This window comes from Populibacterium corticicola, assembly GCF_042683685.1.
Lineage (GTDB): Bacteria > Actinomycetota > Actinomycetes > Actinomycetales > Cellulomonadaceae > Timonella > Timonella corticicola.
In genome coordinates this window covers 16,783-33,001 of the sequence record NZ_JBHUOP010000002.1, presented here as the reverse complement: position 1 = coordinate 33,001, position 16,219 = coordinate 16,783, and the positions used below count along the sequence as shown (strand labels likewise).

The following is a 16,219-nucleotide window of genomic DNA, read 5'->3' as shown; positions in this document are numbered from 1 at the left end:
CGATTGCGGGGCGCTGGTTCTCACCAGCGCCCCGCAATTGGGTTCAATCGACACACGTAGGCGTTACGCGCGTGGTCGCAAGATCAGTTGACCGCGAGCAGATCCACAACGAAGATCAGGTCGCCGAGAGGCTGGCCACTTTCGTTGTTGCCCTCACCTGCTCCGTACGCCTGCTCAGCCGGGATGATCAGCATGACCTGGGAGCCGAGTTTCTGTCCTGCAAGTCCCTTTGTCCAACCCTGGATGACCTGCTGTAGCGAGAAGGCGGTTGCAGCGCCACGTTCCCAGGATGAGTCAAACCGCTCACCCTGAAGGTTCCAGCCAGAGTACTGCGCGTGCAGGTAGTCGGTTTCCTTCACCTCTGCGCCATCGCCCTGCTTCAGCACGATGGTCTGGGTGTCATCCGTGGCCTCGAAACCATCTGGGATCTCGATCGATGGTTGACCTGAGTCGTCAAGGGTCACGGTTGGCAGGGAGGCATCGGTGACCTCTTGTGGCTCACCGGTGGCCCATGGTCGTACAGAGTCAACGATCTCCATCACCATGATGTTCGGGTCCACGTCCTCCTCCTGGCTGGGAGCTGCGAACGCTAGGCGAGCGCCAATCTTCTGGTTCGTCAACACATCCAGTAGTTGGGATACGAGTCCACTTGCTGCGGAGTTTGGAATCGTGGTGGGAGCACCGTCGTCATATGTGGACTGCGTCGTCTCGCCTGCTGCGGAGTAGGACACGATGTGGACGCTCACCAGATCGCCATCCTCAACTGTTTCACCCGTACCAGGGCTGATCTCGCGAGCGGCTGGAGCCGAGAGCTTGGTGAAGTCGCCCTCAATCTTGACATCGGTTGGTGCCTCACCTGCGTTTGCAGCAGAGTAGGTAATACCCTCAAGGATCTTGGCGTCCTCAGCGGTGGTGCTCGTAACCTCTTCTGAAGTCGTCGTGGACGGGGATTCCTCCGGGGTCGATTCCCCGGAGCAGCCGGTGAGTACGAGCGCCGCGACAACGGTGACGGCAGTAAGAGCGCGCATGGAGCGAAGTTTCACGGATTTTCCTTTGAACAAGCGGTGATTGAGTGATAGCGCTGCAAACGAATGCACGCGTTCACATCAACGTAGATACTGCGCGCCACCCTGTTGATGCACGTCCCAGCAAGTGAGGTTGGCCGTATGGGTGGCGAAACCTGTTCAAGCCTATACCTCATTTCTGGAAACGGACTGTGCATTTCAACCCATGCGCGACGAAGCCTGGGTTGTCATTACTCCACAGCGGTTCGTGTCGCCTTGAGCGCCGCGGCAGGGGCAAAATAGAGGTATGCCTTCGTCACGTCGATCAAGTAAACGCCCGTATTCCACCGAGCACCGAGAACTTAACATGCAGGTTGCAACCGGTGGTCGACGCACGGTGACGCGACGAGGCGAGGACTGGACCGTGCAAAACATTCGGTCCTCCGATAAGACGTACATCTGCCCTGGCTGCAATCATTCAATTGCTCCGGGGCTAGCGCACGTGGTGGCCTGGGCGAACGACTCGCTGTTCGGACAGGACGCTGCCCTTGCAGAGCGCCGCCACTGGCACACGCGCTGCTGGACGATTCAGGAGTAGAGCATGTCTTCACTGTCCGTAACCGACTATCACGCAGGCACCGGAGCCGGAACACTCGTGTTGCTGCACGGCTTCCCCGTGGATCGACGAATGTGGGACTCGACGGCTTCGCTCGTTGACGCATCGTGGCGAGTACTCGGCGTGGACCTGCCGGGATTGGGTGGCTCAGCCACCATCCTGCCGGAGCCGCCAACGATGGCGGCCTCTGCGTGGGCTGTGCGGGAAGCGCTCGAAGGTCGTGTCGTTCCCGGGGCTCCAGTGGTTTTTGCCGGGCTCTCGATGGGTGGTTACGTGGTTCAGGCGGCGATGCGGGATTACGGCGAACTGCTCGATGGCGTGATTCTGCTTGACACCCGCTCGGGCGCAGATACTCCCGAGGCGCGGGCCAACCGGCTGCGGATTGCCGACGAGTCGGAGGCTTCCGGCGCCGCTCACGCCGTGTTGGGGATGGCCAAGGACACGCTGTGCGAGGCGAGCGTCCAGCGGCGGCCAGAACTCGTGGAGTTTCAGCGCTCTGTGATCGAATCTCAGACGGGAACAGGTATCGCGTGGAGTCAACGCGCTATGGCTGGCCGCCCCGACACGGCTGACACACTGCGCGAGTGGGGTAAGCCAGCCCTTGTCATCGTGGGGCAGGAGGACCAGATCACGAGCGTGGACGTGATGCGTGAGGTCGCTGAACTCTTGGCCACGGATGCTTTCATGGTGATCCCCGAGGCTGGACACATGTCGCCGGTTGAGCAACCTGCCCTTGTCGCAGCAGAGATCAATGGTTTCCTACGCGCGAAGTTCACCGCCCGCTGAACCGTAGGCGACGGCTAGCGATAGTTCTCGGGATTGAGAATCCGATCGACGGCTTCGCTCATATCGAGTGATTCGCCATCGCGGCCACCCAATCCGAGTACGAGAGGCGGGTCGCTTGGCGCAATGGTCGTGCCAGTGAAGCGGGCTACAAGCCCACCCTGGACCGAGAGCACATAAAAGTTGGCGTCAACGTCAACCGCGACGGTCTCGTTCTGCTTGAGGTACCACCCGGTCACGTTGGTCTTGTACCGGGTGGAGCCGTTGTAACCGCGCGCGTGGAGTCGAACAGGCTCAATGCCCTTGGCCGTTGCCTGCGCCACGAACTCGCGGAGCATCGCTGCTGCCTGCTCGGATTCGCGCCTTTGACGGCGCTCCAACTCGTCAGCCAAATGCCGGGCGTTGAGTGACTTCTGTTCCCGCCAAGACTGCGGTGGGGAATCAACCGTGACCGGTGGGGGCAGTTCGGCATTGGCGTGCCTGGCTGACCCCACCGAGTTCTCGTCGTGCGCATTCATTCCAGGTTGGGCCTATGCCTCATCCTCATCGGCCGTGGCGTGAGGGAGTTTGAATCCTGGAGCTGCGGAGAGTGGCGCTGGACGGCCAGAGGTGGTCTTGCGTGGGGCCTGCTGAGCTGCGGCGGCCTCGGCCTCCTCAGCCAAGATCTCCTCCTCAAGCGCAGCATCCTCTGCCGCCTCAATCTCATCGAGAGTCAAGGTGCGCTCAGTCTCGTCCTCGGACACGATCTCAATGACCTCGGTTGGGGCGTCCTGCGCTGCCACTGCCTCGCTTGGCTGCGCTGATGGCGCGCTGAGGGCCGATGGCGCGGAGATCGCAGGGGTCGCTGCTGAGGACGGGCTCGAGACAGAGTCGGCGCTCGGCACCGACTGGGCACTTGGAGCCGAGCCCGCACTGGCGACCGATGACGCGGATGGCGAACCGGCCGAAGCACTGACAGCCGTGCCAGTCGATGACGCGGAAACAGGGGAGACCGCAGAGGTCGAGTCGTTGAAGTCAGATTCAGCGTCGCTCACAACCGCAAACTCGGCAGCCACGAAGGTCACGGTATCGGGTGCGGGCGGTGCCTCATCGAGGATTGCTACGCCGTCATCATCAGTCGCCTGCTCCTCAGATGCCGAGAAGTCCGCCTCCCGGCGCTCCTCAGCGGCCACGAAGTTCTCTTCGACCTCTGCGACACGCTGGAGAGTCGCCTCGTTTGGAATCGTTTCCGAGGCGAGGATTGAACGCAACTCATCGAGGTAGGTCGTGATCGACTCACGCTGTGCGTTGAGGTCATCTACCTGACGCTTCGCGGTGGATACCATGTGCGCGGTGGTCGTCTGTGTCGTAGCGGTGATCTCCTCAGCACGTTCGCGTGCATCCTGCAGGATCTGTTCAGCCTGTTGACGCGCGTTGTCCGTGGTCTCACGAGCATAAGCGTCGGAGTCACGGCGGATCTGCTCGAACTTCGCCAGAGCGTCCGCGGCCCGTTGCTCGGCCTCGGCCGCATGCTTCTCCGAGTCGGAAATCAACCTGTCAGTCTCAGCCTTGGTGCGCGAGTGCAACTCGGTGTCGGCGAACTGAGCTTTCTCATGCCGCTGAGCGATGTCGAGTTCAGCCTGTGCCAAAGACTTGCGTGCGTCATCCAGCATCGCGGTCGACTCGGTGCGTGCGTTGGTGACGAGTTCTGCCGCCTGGCGCTTGGCATCGGAGAGCAGTCCTTCGATCTCGATGCGGTTGGCTTCCTTGAGCTCCGCGACCTCGCGTTCGGTGCGCTCGCGTAGTTCCTTGGTCTCGCGCTCTGCCAGTTCACGCGCCTCGCGAGTCTCACGGTCCGCGCTCTCGCGCAGGTGGTTTGCGTCCAGAGTCGCAGATTCGGTGAGTTGCGCGGCATCGCGTTCGGAGTTCACCTTGAGTTCGTTCACCTCCTGGGCAACCTGACGGCGCAGGTTGTCCAACTCGAGGTTTGCGGCTGTACGCAACTCGTGAATCTCGTTCTCGGTGGTGGTGCGGAACTCAGCGAGTTCACGTTCGAGGGCGGTGCGACGCTCGTCGACCTCCTTTGCCACCTCTGCACGAAGAGCCGCTGCGCCAGATTCGGTGCGCTGACGCAGATCAGAGGTCTCACGTTCAGTTGTTGCGCGGAGATTGGCGGCATAGGTCTCGGTCTCGGACCGCAGCGCTGCGGTCTCCGAGTCCGTGCGGTGACGTAGCGAGGTGGTCTCGGCCTCTGCGGTCGAGCGGAGATCAGAGACGTAGATCTCGGTTTCTTCGCGCAGCTTGGTGGTTTCCTCAACCGCAGCCGCACGCATCTCCTCGATTTCGTTCTCAGCGGCTACACGCAGTTCGGTGACCTCACGCTCAGTGGTGGCCCGCAGAGTGCCCAACTCGCGTTCGAGTGTTGTGCGACGTTCCGTTTCCTCGGTTGCGATCGCAGTGGAGATACGTGCTGCCTCGCGTTCAGCAGACCCAACAAGTTCCTCCGCACGACGTTCCGCGGAAACCATCGTGGTTTCGGCAACGTTCTGAGCTGCGGTGCGAATTTCCTCCGCCTCGCGGCGAGCGGAGGTCAGCAGTTCTGCGGCCTCGGACTCTGCCCGGGAACGAAGTTGTGAGGCTGCCAGTTCCGCTCGGCGGGTAATATCGGCGCAGTGGGCCTCAGCCGCCGCAATGACATCGGTGGACTGTTCCTCAGCGGAGCGCATGAGCTGTTCAATGCGTGAACCAAGTCCCGAATATGACGGGCGTTCCGTTTCTTCAAGTTGCCGCTGGAGCGCCTCAATCTGCTGTCTGAGCGTGTCACGTTCTGCCGCAAGCGTGTTCAGGGAGCCCTGCGCTTCGGTAATGCTGCTTTGAAGCGCTCGGATTCGACCATCTACCTGGGAGCGGTCGTATCCACGCATGACAACGGGAAACGTTGGGCGGTCTTCAGACACGGGACTTCCTCCGGTTGGTCGTTGACCGATGCACCGGCCAACTGAGTTGGTGGTCGCGAATCGCCGCGACCTATAGGTCAGATCTGAAATATCTTGGGCTCATGCTTCATCGGCGCGGGTAGTGGCTCCCACCCTGCTCGATGTTCAACCCACCCTATAGCCTATCTGGTTTTTGGTTCGCGTATATATGGTGAAGGGTCTTCGCGTGGGATGTGTAAAAGGTCGCAGGCTTCGATATATGTATCGTTTGCACGTTAGGCTTGAGTGGTCTTTCGAAGGGGCGAAGTGTGGTTCAGAAGATAGTTTCTTTCATTCTTATTTGCTTAGGGGTCGTGGTTGTTGCGGGAGGAATAGCCTCCGCAACCCTGTTCAAACCCGACTCGCAGGTGTCTTTGACGACCGGACCTATGGCGGACTCGCCATACGTTGTGGTTCATGCACCCGTGCTGGCGCTGGTGGACAACAACGTCACAATCAACGCAACCGCGCCGGGCGATTCAGAGATGGCCCTGATCCTTGGCCGCACAGTCGATGTCGAGGGGTGGCTTGCCGGCCACGACCACTACGCGGTTACCGGCTTGACGGACTGGGAAACGCTGACCGCCCAGAAGATCGCTGCAGGTGAGACTCCGCTAGACACGGATGAAACGCCCGAAGACTCAAACACCACCTCACCTGACGAGGACGCGGATGCGACTGATGAATCGGATGCAGAGCGCCCCAATAGCCTCGAGCAAACCCAATCGGACATGTGGATTTCCTATGCTTCCGGTTCGGGAACCCAGACAATCACCCTTGAGAACATCGATGACAATGTGAGCCTTCTCGCGGTGTCCACGTCCGCAGACTCCGGTGCTCCAACCATTCAGGCGCAATGGACCCGTGACGTGACCGCTCCGCTCCTGGTACCGGCCATCGTGGCCGGCGTCGTGATCTCCCTACTGGGTGTCGCGCTCCTGCTGGTCACCCTACGTCGCGGTCCGAAGAGGAAGGAGAGGTCCTCCCTGACGGACACCGCCGAGGAGGCCACGGAGGCCGTGGCAGGGGCATGGACCGGGACCTCCGTGTCTGCTCCTCAGCCTGTGGGCACGGCCACCGCTGTAAACACGACCTTTGCGCCCGCATCACCCGTTCCACCGATCAAGCCACTCGCGAGCGCGTCATCCGGTGGTCGTGCCTCCAACGCCGAGGAATCCTCTGAATCGGCTCCGAGTGTTGCATCGGCTGCAACCGTTGCCCGCGTACTTGCCGCAGAACCTGACCTCAACACGGGTGAGTTGCAGAAACTCGGGCTGACTCGTCGCCAATTGCGCGAGATGCACCAGGCCCAGGCTGCGCGCAACTCCTCACCAACCACACTCCCAGCACCGAACCCAGCGGCTGCCGCACAGGCAAACAACGCGACTGGTGCCCAGCCCGCCGCACCACAGTCACGGGCGACTGCCTCCAACTGGCGTGCCGCATGGGGAGTCGGGGCCACCGGAGAACCGAGTGCTCCCACGGAGCAGGAGCAGAACGTGAACCCGGTCCAACCACAGACGGCGATCGAGCATCGTAGTCCCTCCTACGCAAACTCCGGACCTGCGGTCGACCGGGCAACCGGACACGCACAGCGCAACCTGTCCTACCCAAGCCCCGGTGCCAACCCTGGGCAGGACTCCCAGGCGGCACTGAACCCGGCGCAACAGCGCACTGAGTCGGCGTATCCACGGGGAGCCACCGTGAACAACAACGCTGCAGTCACACCAGCAAGCCCACAGCGCCAAGGCGTGGCTCCCCAGCTGGTGGACAGATCTGCCGGAGCACAGGAACCAAAACCTCCCGTGCCACCCGTTGTAGGAACTGAACGCGATGTGCGTCAGCCAGCTTCATGGTGGGGCGGTGAAGAGGGAACCGATACCCCAACTCGTCGCCCACGCCACGGCAGCGCACCGTCTGCACAGACGACTGCCTCCAGTCATTCTGCAGCCGAGGTGTTCAGCGCCCGTTCAGCAGCATCGAGCAACGCTCCAACCGCACACCGTTCCGAGGCACCTGCCACTCGCCGGGCACTGTACTCCTCGTATCGTGCAGAGGCAGAACGACTCTCAGCGGAAGAAGACTGGCCAGTGCCGGCTCCGAACCGAGAAAACGAAGCACGTCCAACGGAAGGGGAGAAGTGAAGATGACCACCACCTCACACGTGAATCGTACGTTTTCCTTGACCGCCGTTGCGCTGAGCGCAGCGCTACTGGCTGGATGCACGCCTGAACTCCCTGTTCCAGGCGCCCCGCCAGTTGAGATCGAAACACCCGTGCTCACCGAGGTACAGGGCGCCGATATCGCGGCGGCCACCGGTGAGGTGCTCACCGTGGCGGATGAGGCGAAGGAACCCGAAGACCTCGATACCCGAGTTACCGGCCCTGCTCTGAAGATACGCAAAGCCGAGTACAAGATTGCGAAGTCGCAGGACGACGACAAGGCCATCACCGAGTTGCCGAGCACTTTGCAGTCGATGTTCCTGACCACAACGTCCACTTGGCCGCGCACAATGTTTGCGGTATCAGACCGCCCGCAGAACCTTGAGCCGGAGCGCCTACTGGTCTACACCCAGGACTCGGCTCGCGACGACTACAAGCTGTGGGCCTATTTGACGCTTTTCCCAGGCACGACCGTTCCGATGTTCCCTTCCTCCGATGCCGGAACCACTCTGGTCACGGACAGGGAGGAGGGGCTTCAGGTCACGCCAACCGAGGCACTCGAGAACTATGCGGCACTCCTCAAGGCAGGCACCAAGGCGAACAAGGAAAAGTTCGACCTTGAGAAGGACACGTTCTACACCGCGATCGCGGAGCGGCGGACCTACCTCAAGGAAGCGGCTGAGCAGATCGAGGGCAGCTATACGGAGACCTTCAAGGTGGGCGAGGACTGGAAGGCCCTGCGTACCCTCGATGGTGGCGCGCTTGTTGTCGGAACAATCGAAACGTCTGGAACGTTGAAGGGCGAGGACGGTGCCGTTGTGACACCATCGGCCCTTGAAAAGGCATTCTTGAAGAAGGACGCGGAGGCGAAGAACGAGTTGACGGTCAAGCGCAGCGCGGTTGTCGCAGTGTATATCCCCGCCAAGGACAACACCGACGAACAACCTCGCAACATCGGTCGCCTAATGCGCACCACTGGCGCATCGATTCCCGACTGATGGACCAACAGCCTTGTCTTGGACGCCAAGCCCAGGGAGAGCATGGGCTCGCCCGTTGGGTTTGGACCCGCTAGGTCTAGAGTGAAGCAGGAGAAACAATGAACGATGCAGCAAACGTGTTGAACAACGTTCGGGGTGCGGTCGACCTGTCGAGTCTGAACCGCCCAACCGTGCCGGAACCTGGAACACCGGGCGGTGCACCCGCACCGGGTGGTTTCACAGTTGACCTCGACCTTGAGAGTTTTTCCTCGGTTGTTGAGCAATCCGCGCAGGCACCGGTCGTTGTCGTTCTATGGGTTCCCACTGATGCTGAGAGCGCCCAGCTTGTGACCACGATGGACTCGTTGGCGACCCTGTATGAGGGCCGATTCCTGCATGCTCGTGCCGATGTGGAACAGTACCCACAGATCGCGCAGGCGTTCCAGGTGCCTGACTATCCGACCACGGTGGGTCTTATCAATGGTCAGCCCGTGCCGCTGTTCGCTGGAAACCATGACGCCCAGGCCATCCAGCAGGTGGTTGAGCAGTTCCTTGCAGCCGCGGAAGCCAACGGTGTGACGGGCCGGATTGCCGTGCAGGGGCAGGTGCCGCAGGCTCCGGAGCCCGACGAGGAACCGCTGCCACCGCTGCATCAGAAAGCCTACGACGCGATCGAGGCGGGCAACTACGACGATGCGATTGCCGCGTATGCCCAGGCGTTTCGGGAGGACCCACGGGACACGCTTGCAACTGCGGGTCTTGCCCAGGCGGGTCTACTGCAGCGCACCTCAACCAGTTCGCGCCAGGAGGCCCAAGCTTCCGCTGCCGCAACTGCCGACAGCATTGAGGCCCAGCTTTTGGTGGCCGACTTTGCAGTGCTCGAAGGGGACGCCCAGAACGCCTTCGACCTGTTGATCGGCTTGATCCGAGAGAATTTCGGCGATGAGCGTGAGGTCTTACGCAAACGCCTGATCGACTATTTTGAGATCCTCGGCAACGAAGACCCGCGTGTTGGACCTGCACGCCGCGCACTAGCCAGCGCGCTGTACTAGTCCAGCCCGGTGACGTTGAGCGTGTGGGGTTTGCTTCACCGCATACACAGATGATGTGCCCATACAAGTTAGTTTTCCGCACCTTGGCCGGTGTAGACCCGTGTGAGTGATTGCCGACGAGATGGCTGAGTCGAGAGGTGACCGCAAGCCACTCATCCACCTGATACACGCGTGAGGCGGTGGCTCCCAGCATCATGCTGGGAGCCACCGCCTCGTCGTCAATCCGAGGTGTCACAGGGACTACTGAACCGGTGCGAAGTATGCGACCCCAAACGGCGGGACGCGGAGTGCCGCGCTGTAGGAGGCGTAGCCCCACGAGATGTCCTGCACCGCGAACTCGCCGCGGTTCGTGACCCCGGACCCACCGTAGGCCAAATCGTCGGTGTTGAGCACTTCACGCCACAGCCCACCCTTGGGGAAGGGCACACGATAGTCCTCGTGTGGGACCCCGGCAAAGTTGGCCACGACAACGATGGGGGAACCGTGGTTGTCGTAGCGGGCGAATGCAACGGTGTTGGAGCCTGCGTCGCGGAACTCAAGCCACGAGAAACCCTCGTGCGTGAAATCCCGCTCCCACAGGGCAGGAGTGGTGGTGTAGAGCGCGTTCAGGTCGCGCACCACCGCTTGGACCTGGGCATGCCTCTGGTCGTCGAGCGAACCCCATTCGAGGCTGCCGCCCTCACGCCACTCGCCGCGCTGCGCGAACTCCGACCCCATGAACAGCAACTGCTTGCCCGGGTGAGCCCACTGGTAGGCGTAGAGCGAGCGCACAGAGGCGAACTTCTGCCATTCATCACCGGGCATCTTGCCAAAGATGGAACCCTTGCCGTGGACGACCTCGTCGTGGGAGAGGGGGAGGACGTACTGCTCTGAGAAGGCGTAGTTGATCGTGTTGGTGAGCACGTCGTGGTGGTAGCGGCGGTTGATCGCCTCTTCTTCGATGTACCGCAGGGTGTCGTTCATCCAGCCCATGTTCCATTTGAGGCCGAACCCGAGCCCGCCGCCCGAGGTCGGGGCAGTGACCCCTGGGAATGCCGTGGATTCCTCGGCAATCATGAGCACGCCAGGGGATCGGCGGTAGGCGGTTGCGTTGGTTTCCTGTAGGAACGCGATGGCTTCGAGGTTCTCGCGGCCACCGTGCTTGTTGGGACGCCACTGTCCATCATTGCGCGAGTAGTCGAGGTACAGCATTGAGGCCACCGCATCCACGCGTAGGGCATCGATGTGGAACTCCTCGAACCAGTAACTGGCGTTGGCCACAAGGAAGTTGCGGACCTCGTTACGACCGAAGTTGAAGATGTAGGTGCCCCAGTCGGGGTGTTCCCCGAGCATCGGGTCTGGATGCTCGTACAGTGCACTGCCGTCAAAGCGGGCAAGCGCCCACTCGTCCTTGGGGAAGTGGGCTGGTACCCAGTCGAGAATGACGCCGATACCAGCGTTGTGGAATGCATCGATCAGGTATTTCAGGTCGTTGGGGTCCCCAAACCGTGCGGTTGGCGCATAGTAGGACGTGACCTGATAGCCCCACGAACCACCAAACGGGTGCTCGGCGAGCGGCATGAACTCAACGTGCGTGAATCCAAGTTCCCGCACGTATTCCACGAGTTCGGTCGCCGCCTCACGGTAGGACAGGCCCTGCCGCCACGAGCCGAGATGCACCTCGTACACGCTGATGGGTTTTGGGTGTGGATCGGATACGGCACGCGTGGCCATCCACGCGGTATCGGTCCACTCATGGGTGGCTTCCGTGACGATCGAGGCGGTTGCCGGTGGAACCTCGGTGCGGCGGGCCATGGGGTCGGCCTTGCGGAGCCACTCGCCGTCTTCCGCCTGGATCTCGAACTTGTAGGCCGTTCCTGGGCCGATGTTCGGGATGAACAACTCCCAGATCCCGGACTCGCCAAGGGATCGCATCGCGTGGGCGCGTCCATCCCAGCCGTTGAAATCTCCGATCACGCGTACGCAGCGAGCGCTTGGCGCCCACACCGCGAATGCGGTTCCGTGCACGGTTCCAAGAGAGGTCTCATATGTCTTGGTGTTTGCGCCGAGCACGGTCCACAGTTGTTCGTGGCGTCCCTCGCGGATGAGATGAATATCGAGTTCACCGAGTGTGGGCAGGAACCGATAGCCATCTGCGGAGGTTGAGGTGTGCCCCCCGTAGGTTGCGGCCACCTGATAGTCAGGTATGTCGCCGTGAGGTGCGGGGATTACGGTAACCCAGACGCCCTCGAACTCCTGCACGAGTTCTACCCTGCTGGAATCGGCCAAGATCAACTCGACTTTGTCCGCCAGAGGGCGTTGCACTCGCACCGACACCCACTGTGGGGTGGAGCCTGAGCGTGGCGGGAGAAGGTGAGCTCCGAGGACGCTGTGTGGATCGTGGTGCAGTCCGTGAGCGATGTGAGTCAATAACGCTCCGTCGACTGCTGCTCGTGACGGTGGTACCTGCTTGGCGGGTGTGGGGGTCCCGACCTCATCCTTGCTCATCTTTGTGCCTTGTTCCTCGGGGGACGATGTGGCGCACCAGCGTGCGCCACATCACATTTTCTGTGTACTAGAACTCTAGTTGACCAGCGCGCTAGTTGGTGGATGCAGGGCCGTCTTGGACGGACAGCCAGAGGAATTCGCGCGATCCAAGCATGACCTCGAAATCACCCTCACCTGTGATCGTGCCCAGGTCGGCACCACCAAAGAGATCGATCAGGTGCTGACCGGCGTACTGCTGCAACGACAGGGTGCCTCGGCGAGCTGTCGCCGCGAAGTTGGCAACGCACAGGATCGTCTCTTCGTTGCTACGGCGTAGGTAGGCGAAGATTGACTCGTTGTCGCACTCAACATTGGCGAAGTCGCCAGTGCCAAATGCCGGGTGCTGGCGGCGTACCGCGAGCATGCCGCGGGTCCAGTGCAGCAAGGATGTGGGCTGTTCGAGTTGTGCTTCCACATTGGCGTTGCGGTAGTTGTACACGAGCGACTGGACCACAGGAAGGTACAGTTTGCCGGGGTCTGCTGTGGAGAACCCAGCGTTGCGGTCCGGGGTCCACTGCATTGGCGTACGGACCGAGTCACGGTCGTTGAGCCAGATGTTGTCTCCCATGCCAATCTCGTCGCCGTAATACAGGCACGGGCTGCCCGGAAGCGACAGCAGTAGTGCGTTGGCGAGCTCGATTTCCTTGCGGGAATTGTCCAGGAGCGCTGCAAGTCTGCGACGGATACCGACGTTGGCGCGCATGCGGGGGTCCGACGCGAACCAGCGATACATGGACGCGCGTTCCTCGGTGGACACCATTTCGAGCGTCAACTCGTCATGGTTGCGCAGGAACGTGCCCCACTGCTGTCCACCCACCAGGGCAGGGGTGTCGTCGAGGATGTCAGCGATCTGCTTGGAACGGCCATCCTTGATCGCGTAGTAGATCCGCGGCATGACGGGGAAGTGGAAGCACATATGACATTCGGGTGCCTCCTCGGTGCCGTAGTAGTGGATGACGTCCTCCGGCCACTGATTCGCCTCGGCCAGCATGATGCGGCCCGGGAACTGAGTGTCGAGCAGGTTACGCAGGCGTGCGAGGAACGCGTGGGTCTCGGGTAGGTTCTCGCAGTTGGTGCCGTCGGCCTCGAAGAGATACGGAACGGCATCCAGGCGGAAACCGTCGACACCCTGCTCACACCAGAACCGAGCCACGCCGAGCATCGCCTCCTGAACCGCAGGGTTCTCAAAGTTGAGGTCCGGCTGGTGGTGGAAGAACCGGTGCCAGAAGTACTGGCGACGCACGGGATCGAACGTCCAGTTCGAGGTCTCGGTGTCCGTGAAGATGATGCGCGCATCCTGGTACTTGGTGTCATCGTCCGACCAGACGTAGAAGTCACCGTACGGGCCTTCGGGGTCGGTGCGGGATGCCTGGAACCACGGGTGCTGGTCCGAGGTGTGGTTCATGACCAGATCGATAACGATTCGGATGCCGCGCCTGTGCGCCTCGGTGATGAGTTCCTGGAAGTCCTCCATCGATCCGAGTTGCGGGGCGATGGAGGTGTAATCGGCAACATCGTATCCGCCGTCCCGTAGCGGAGACGGGTAGAACGGTGGCAGCCACAGGCAGTCCACGCCGAGCCAGCGCAGGTAGTCGAGCCGGCCGATCAGTCCGCGCAGGTCACCGGTTCCGGAACCGGTTGAGTCCGCGAAAGCGCGAACGATGACCTCGTAGAACACGGCGGTCTTGTACCATTCCGGATCGTTGGACAGCCCTGTGAGTTCGGCGTCTATTCCTGGAAAAGCTGAATTCGCTCCCGATGCTGGGTTGGTTGTTGCGGTGCGGAATTCTGGGAGCGAATGGGTCATAGGGGCCTCACTTGGATGATGTGTGCGCAGTTGAAGATGGGGTCGAGTCGCACGAACGCCTGGCGTGCCCACTCGTAGGTCTCGCCGGTGAGCAGGTCGTGTGCTTCGAAGACGGGTTGTTCCGCATGCGGAACGTCCTCGCTGAGACCGAGAGCCTTGAGATCGAACCACACCGTGGTTTCGCGTGTGTTGTGGGGGTCAAGGTTTACCACGGTGATGATCGTGTCCTCGACTCCATTGTTGAACTGCGCGGGTAGGCGCGAGGAGAAGGCGAGGATGGAGTCGTCACCTGTGTGGTGCACGGTCAGGTTGCGTAGTTGTTGAAGCGCTGGGTGCTCTTTGCGGATGCTGTTGAGCAGGGACAGCAATTGTGGCAGTCCGGTTTCGGGTGCCTTGGACCAGTCGCGTGACTGATACTGATATTTCTCGTTGTCGATCAGTTCCTCGGCGCCGGGGCGTGGCACGCGCTCGGCGAGCTCGTATCCCGAGTAGATGCCCCACAGCGGTGACGCGGTGGCCGCGATGACCGCACGCACGGCGAACGCCGGGATGCCTCCGTGTTGCAGGTAGGGCGGCAGGATGTCGTGCGTGGTGGGCCAGAAGTTCGGTCGCATGTACGAACCAGCCGGACCGGAGACCTCGCGCAGGTAGGTCTCGAGTTCGTTCTTGGTGTTGCGCCACGTGTAGTAGGTGTAGGACTGGTGGAACCCGATCTTGGCGAGTGTGTGCATCATCGCGGGCTTGGTGAACGCCTCGGACAGGAAGATGATCTCCGGGTTCGATGCACGGACCTCTCGCAGCAGGCGCTCCCAGAAGTCCAGGTTCTTGGTGTGCGGGTTATCGACACGGAATGCCTTGACCCCGTGCGAGATCCACACCTTGAACACGCGCAGTATCTCCTGATAGATGCCCTCGGGGTCGTTGTCGAAGTTGAGTGGATAGATGTCCTGATACTTCTTCGGGGGGTTCTCGGCGTAGGCGATCGTGCCGTCTGCACGCGTGGTGAACCATTCCGGGTGGGTTGCGACCCAGGGGTGGTCAGGGGAGCACTGTAGGGCGATGTCGAGGGCCACCTCCATGCCGACCTCGCCAGCCGCCGTGACAAACGCGTCGAAGTCCTCGAAGGTGCCCAGATCGGGGTGGATCGAGTCGTGGCCGCCATCGGGAGACCCGATCCCGTAGGGGGAGCCGGGGTCGCCGGGCAGAGCATCGAGCGTGTTGTTCCGGCCTTTGCGGTTGGTCGTGCCGATGGGGTGAATCGGGGTGAGGTAGATGGTGTCGAAGCCCATCTCCGCGATCTGTGGCAGTCGCTCAGTCGCCGTGCGTAGCGTGCCAGACGTCCACTTTCCTGTGGTGGAGTCGAACGCTGCGCCCTCGGAGCGCGGGAAGAACTCGTACCATGAACTGAACAGCGCCTGCTTACGGGAGACGAACAGAGGGTAGGTGGCCGAAGGCGTGACAAAATCACGCACAGGGTATTCGTAGCGCAGAATCCGTGAGATCTCTGGGGTCTTCGCCGCCGCGAGTCGTTCGTTCGGGTCAATGGCGGAGTCACGCAGCACAGCGACGACGTCCTTGAGTTGCTTGCGTACGGCCGCTGGGATCCTGACACCAGGTATCTTCTGGGTGGCTGCACGCTCGAAGAGGCGGGCGCCCTCCTCCAGCATGAGGTCCACATCGATTCCCGCGGGAACCTTGATCGAGGCATCATGGTCCCACGTGGCGTATGGGTCGGACCATCCCTCAACGCGCAGCCCCCAGGAACCCTCGCTCGTGGGTGCGAGGAAACCCTGGAATCGGTCGAGTCCAGGCGCGATGTCAACCATCCGAGTGGTCAGTTCCTTGCCGTTGGGTGCGATGAGCACAGCGGTCGCGCCAACGGCGTCATGGCCTTCACGGAAAACGGTTGCCTCGATGGGGATGACCTCGTCGACGACCGCCTTGGCCTCCCAACGACCCTCGCTGATGACGGGGGAGACGTCGAGAACGGGGATCCGTCCGATAAGTGCATGTTGCATTGCTACGGGCACGGGTGTCTCTTTCTTGGGGGTATCCGGGGCCGCTGCTTGGCTCGCCTTGATGCGGGAGGGTCTGCCAGCGGGTTTTGTGCTGCGCGCGGCGTTGCGCGCACGAGTCGTGGGCTTCTTCAGATCGGGTGCCTCCTCGGGGGGCGAGGTGGCTGTGTTCTGTGCGCTCTTGCGGCTCGATGTAGTCACAGTAGAACGCTACCTAATTTGGGACGAAATTGTGAGCCGCACCACCGGTGTTCGGGTGGTTCGTTACGGGATTGTCATCCCTCATTGGCGACGATACGGCTGGGTCCCAGCCGTATCGTCGC

11 protein-coding genes are annotated in these 16,219 nt (G+C 61.5%); 5 read left to right on the top strand and 6 right to left on the bottom strand.

The window, feature by feature from the left end; genetic code table 11:
- Window positions 1-83: 83 nt before the first annotated feature.
- Entirely contained in the window at window positions 84-1,028 is a 945-nt protein-coding gene (locus tag ACFSYH_RS03985) for an FKBP-type peptidyl-prolyl cis-trans isomerase (RefSeq protein ID WP_377465269.1), read from the bottom strand.
- A gap of 283 nt (window positions 1,029-1,311) precedes the next feature.
- On the opposite strand from ACFSYH_RS03985, the gene ACFSYH_RS03980 reads away from it, so the two are divergent.
- Together ACFSYH_RS03980 and ACFSYH_RS03975 are read left to right on the top strand one after the other, a co-directional pair.
- Complete coding sequence (locus ACFSYH_RS03980) at window positions 1,312-1,602, top strand: hypothetical protein (RefSeq protein ID WP_377465267.1); 291 nt, start codon at window positions 1,312-1,314, stop codon at window positions 1,600-1,602.
- A gap of 3 nt (window positions 1,603-1,605) precedes the next feature.
- Entirely contained in the window at window positions 1,606-2,406 is an 801-nt protein-coding gene (locus tag ACFSYH_RS03975; RefSeq protein ID WP_377465266.1) for an alpha/beta fold hydrolase, read from the top strand.
- Between the two features lie 14 nt (window positions 2,407-2,420).
- Here the strand turns inward: ACFSYH_RS03975 and ACFSYH_RS03970 are convergent, their stop codons facing one another.
- A complete protein-coding gene (locus ACFSYH_RS03970; protein ID WP_377465265.1) occupies window positions 2,421-2,921 on the bottom strand; it encodes a hypothetical protein in 501 nt (166 codons plus the stop codon).
- A gap of 12 nt (window positions 2,922-2,933) precedes the next feature.
- Complete coding sequence (locus ACFSYH_RS03965) at window positions 2,934-5,339, bottom strand: DivIVA domain-containing protein (RefSeq protein WP_377465263.1); 2,406 nt, start codon at window positions 5,337-5,339, stop codon at window positions 2,934-2,936.
- A gap of 332 nt (window positions 5,340-5,671) precedes the next feature.
- Here ACFSYH_RS03965 and ACFSYH_RS03960 point away from each other — a divergent pair, with 332 nt between their 5' ends.
- The 3 genes from ACFSYH_RS03960 (at window position 5,672) to ACFSYH_RS03950 (ending at window position 9,548) form a co-directional block, all read left to right on the top strand.
- On the top strand, window positions 5,672-7,501 hold the full coding sequence (locus ACFSYH_RS03960) for a hypothetical protein (protein WP_377465261.1): 1,830 nt from the start codon (window positions 5,672-5,674) through the stop codon (window positions 7,499-7,501).
- A 2-nt stretch (window positions 7,502-7,503) separates the two neighbouring features.
- Window positions 7,504-8,517, top strand: coding sequence for a hypothetical protein (locus tag ACFSYH_RS03955; RefSeq protein ID WP_377465260.1), 1,014 nt, complete (start codon window positions 7,504-7,506; stop codon window positions 8,515-8,517).
- 98 nt (window positions 8,518-8,615) lie between these two features.
- Window positions 8,616-9,548 carry a co-chaperone YbbN gene (locus tag ACFSYH_RS03950; protein ID WP_377465259.1) on the top strand — a complete coding sequence of 311 codons (933 nt, stop codon included), beginning with the start codon at window positions 8,616-8,618 and terminating at the stop codon, window positions 9,546-9,548.
- A gap of 240 nt (window positions 9,549-9,788) precedes the next feature.
- Here ACFSYH_RS03950 and glgB read toward each other — a convergent pair whose 3' ends face one another.
- From glgB to ACFSYH_RS03935, 3 genes are all read right to left on the bottom strand, one after another.
- Window positions 9,789-12,035, bottom strand: a complete 2,247-nt coding sequence (gene glgB, locus ACFSYH_RS03945) for a 1,4-alpha-glucan branching protein GlgB (protein ID WP_377465258.1) — start codon at window positions 12,033-12,035, stop codon at window positions 9,789-9,791.
- A gap of 91 nt (window positions 12,036-12,126) precedes the next feature.
- On the bottom strand, window positions 12,127-13,881 hold the full coding sequence (treS, locus tag ACFSYH_RS03940) for a maltose alpha-D-glucosyltransferase (protein ID WP_377465256.1): 1,755 nt from the start codon (window positions 13,879-13,881) through the stop codon (window positions 12,127-12,129).
- Window positions 13,878-15,899, bottom strand: coding sequence for an alpha-1,4-glucan--maltose-1-phosphate maltosyltransferase (locus ACFSYH_RS03935; RefSeq protein ID WP_377466083.1), 2,022 nt, complete (start codon window positions 15,897-15,899; stop codon window positions 13,878-13,880). The genes treS and ACFSYH_RS03935 overlap by 4 nt, the downstream gene beginning before the upstream one ends.
- Window positions 15,900-16,219 lie beyond the last annotated feature (320 nt).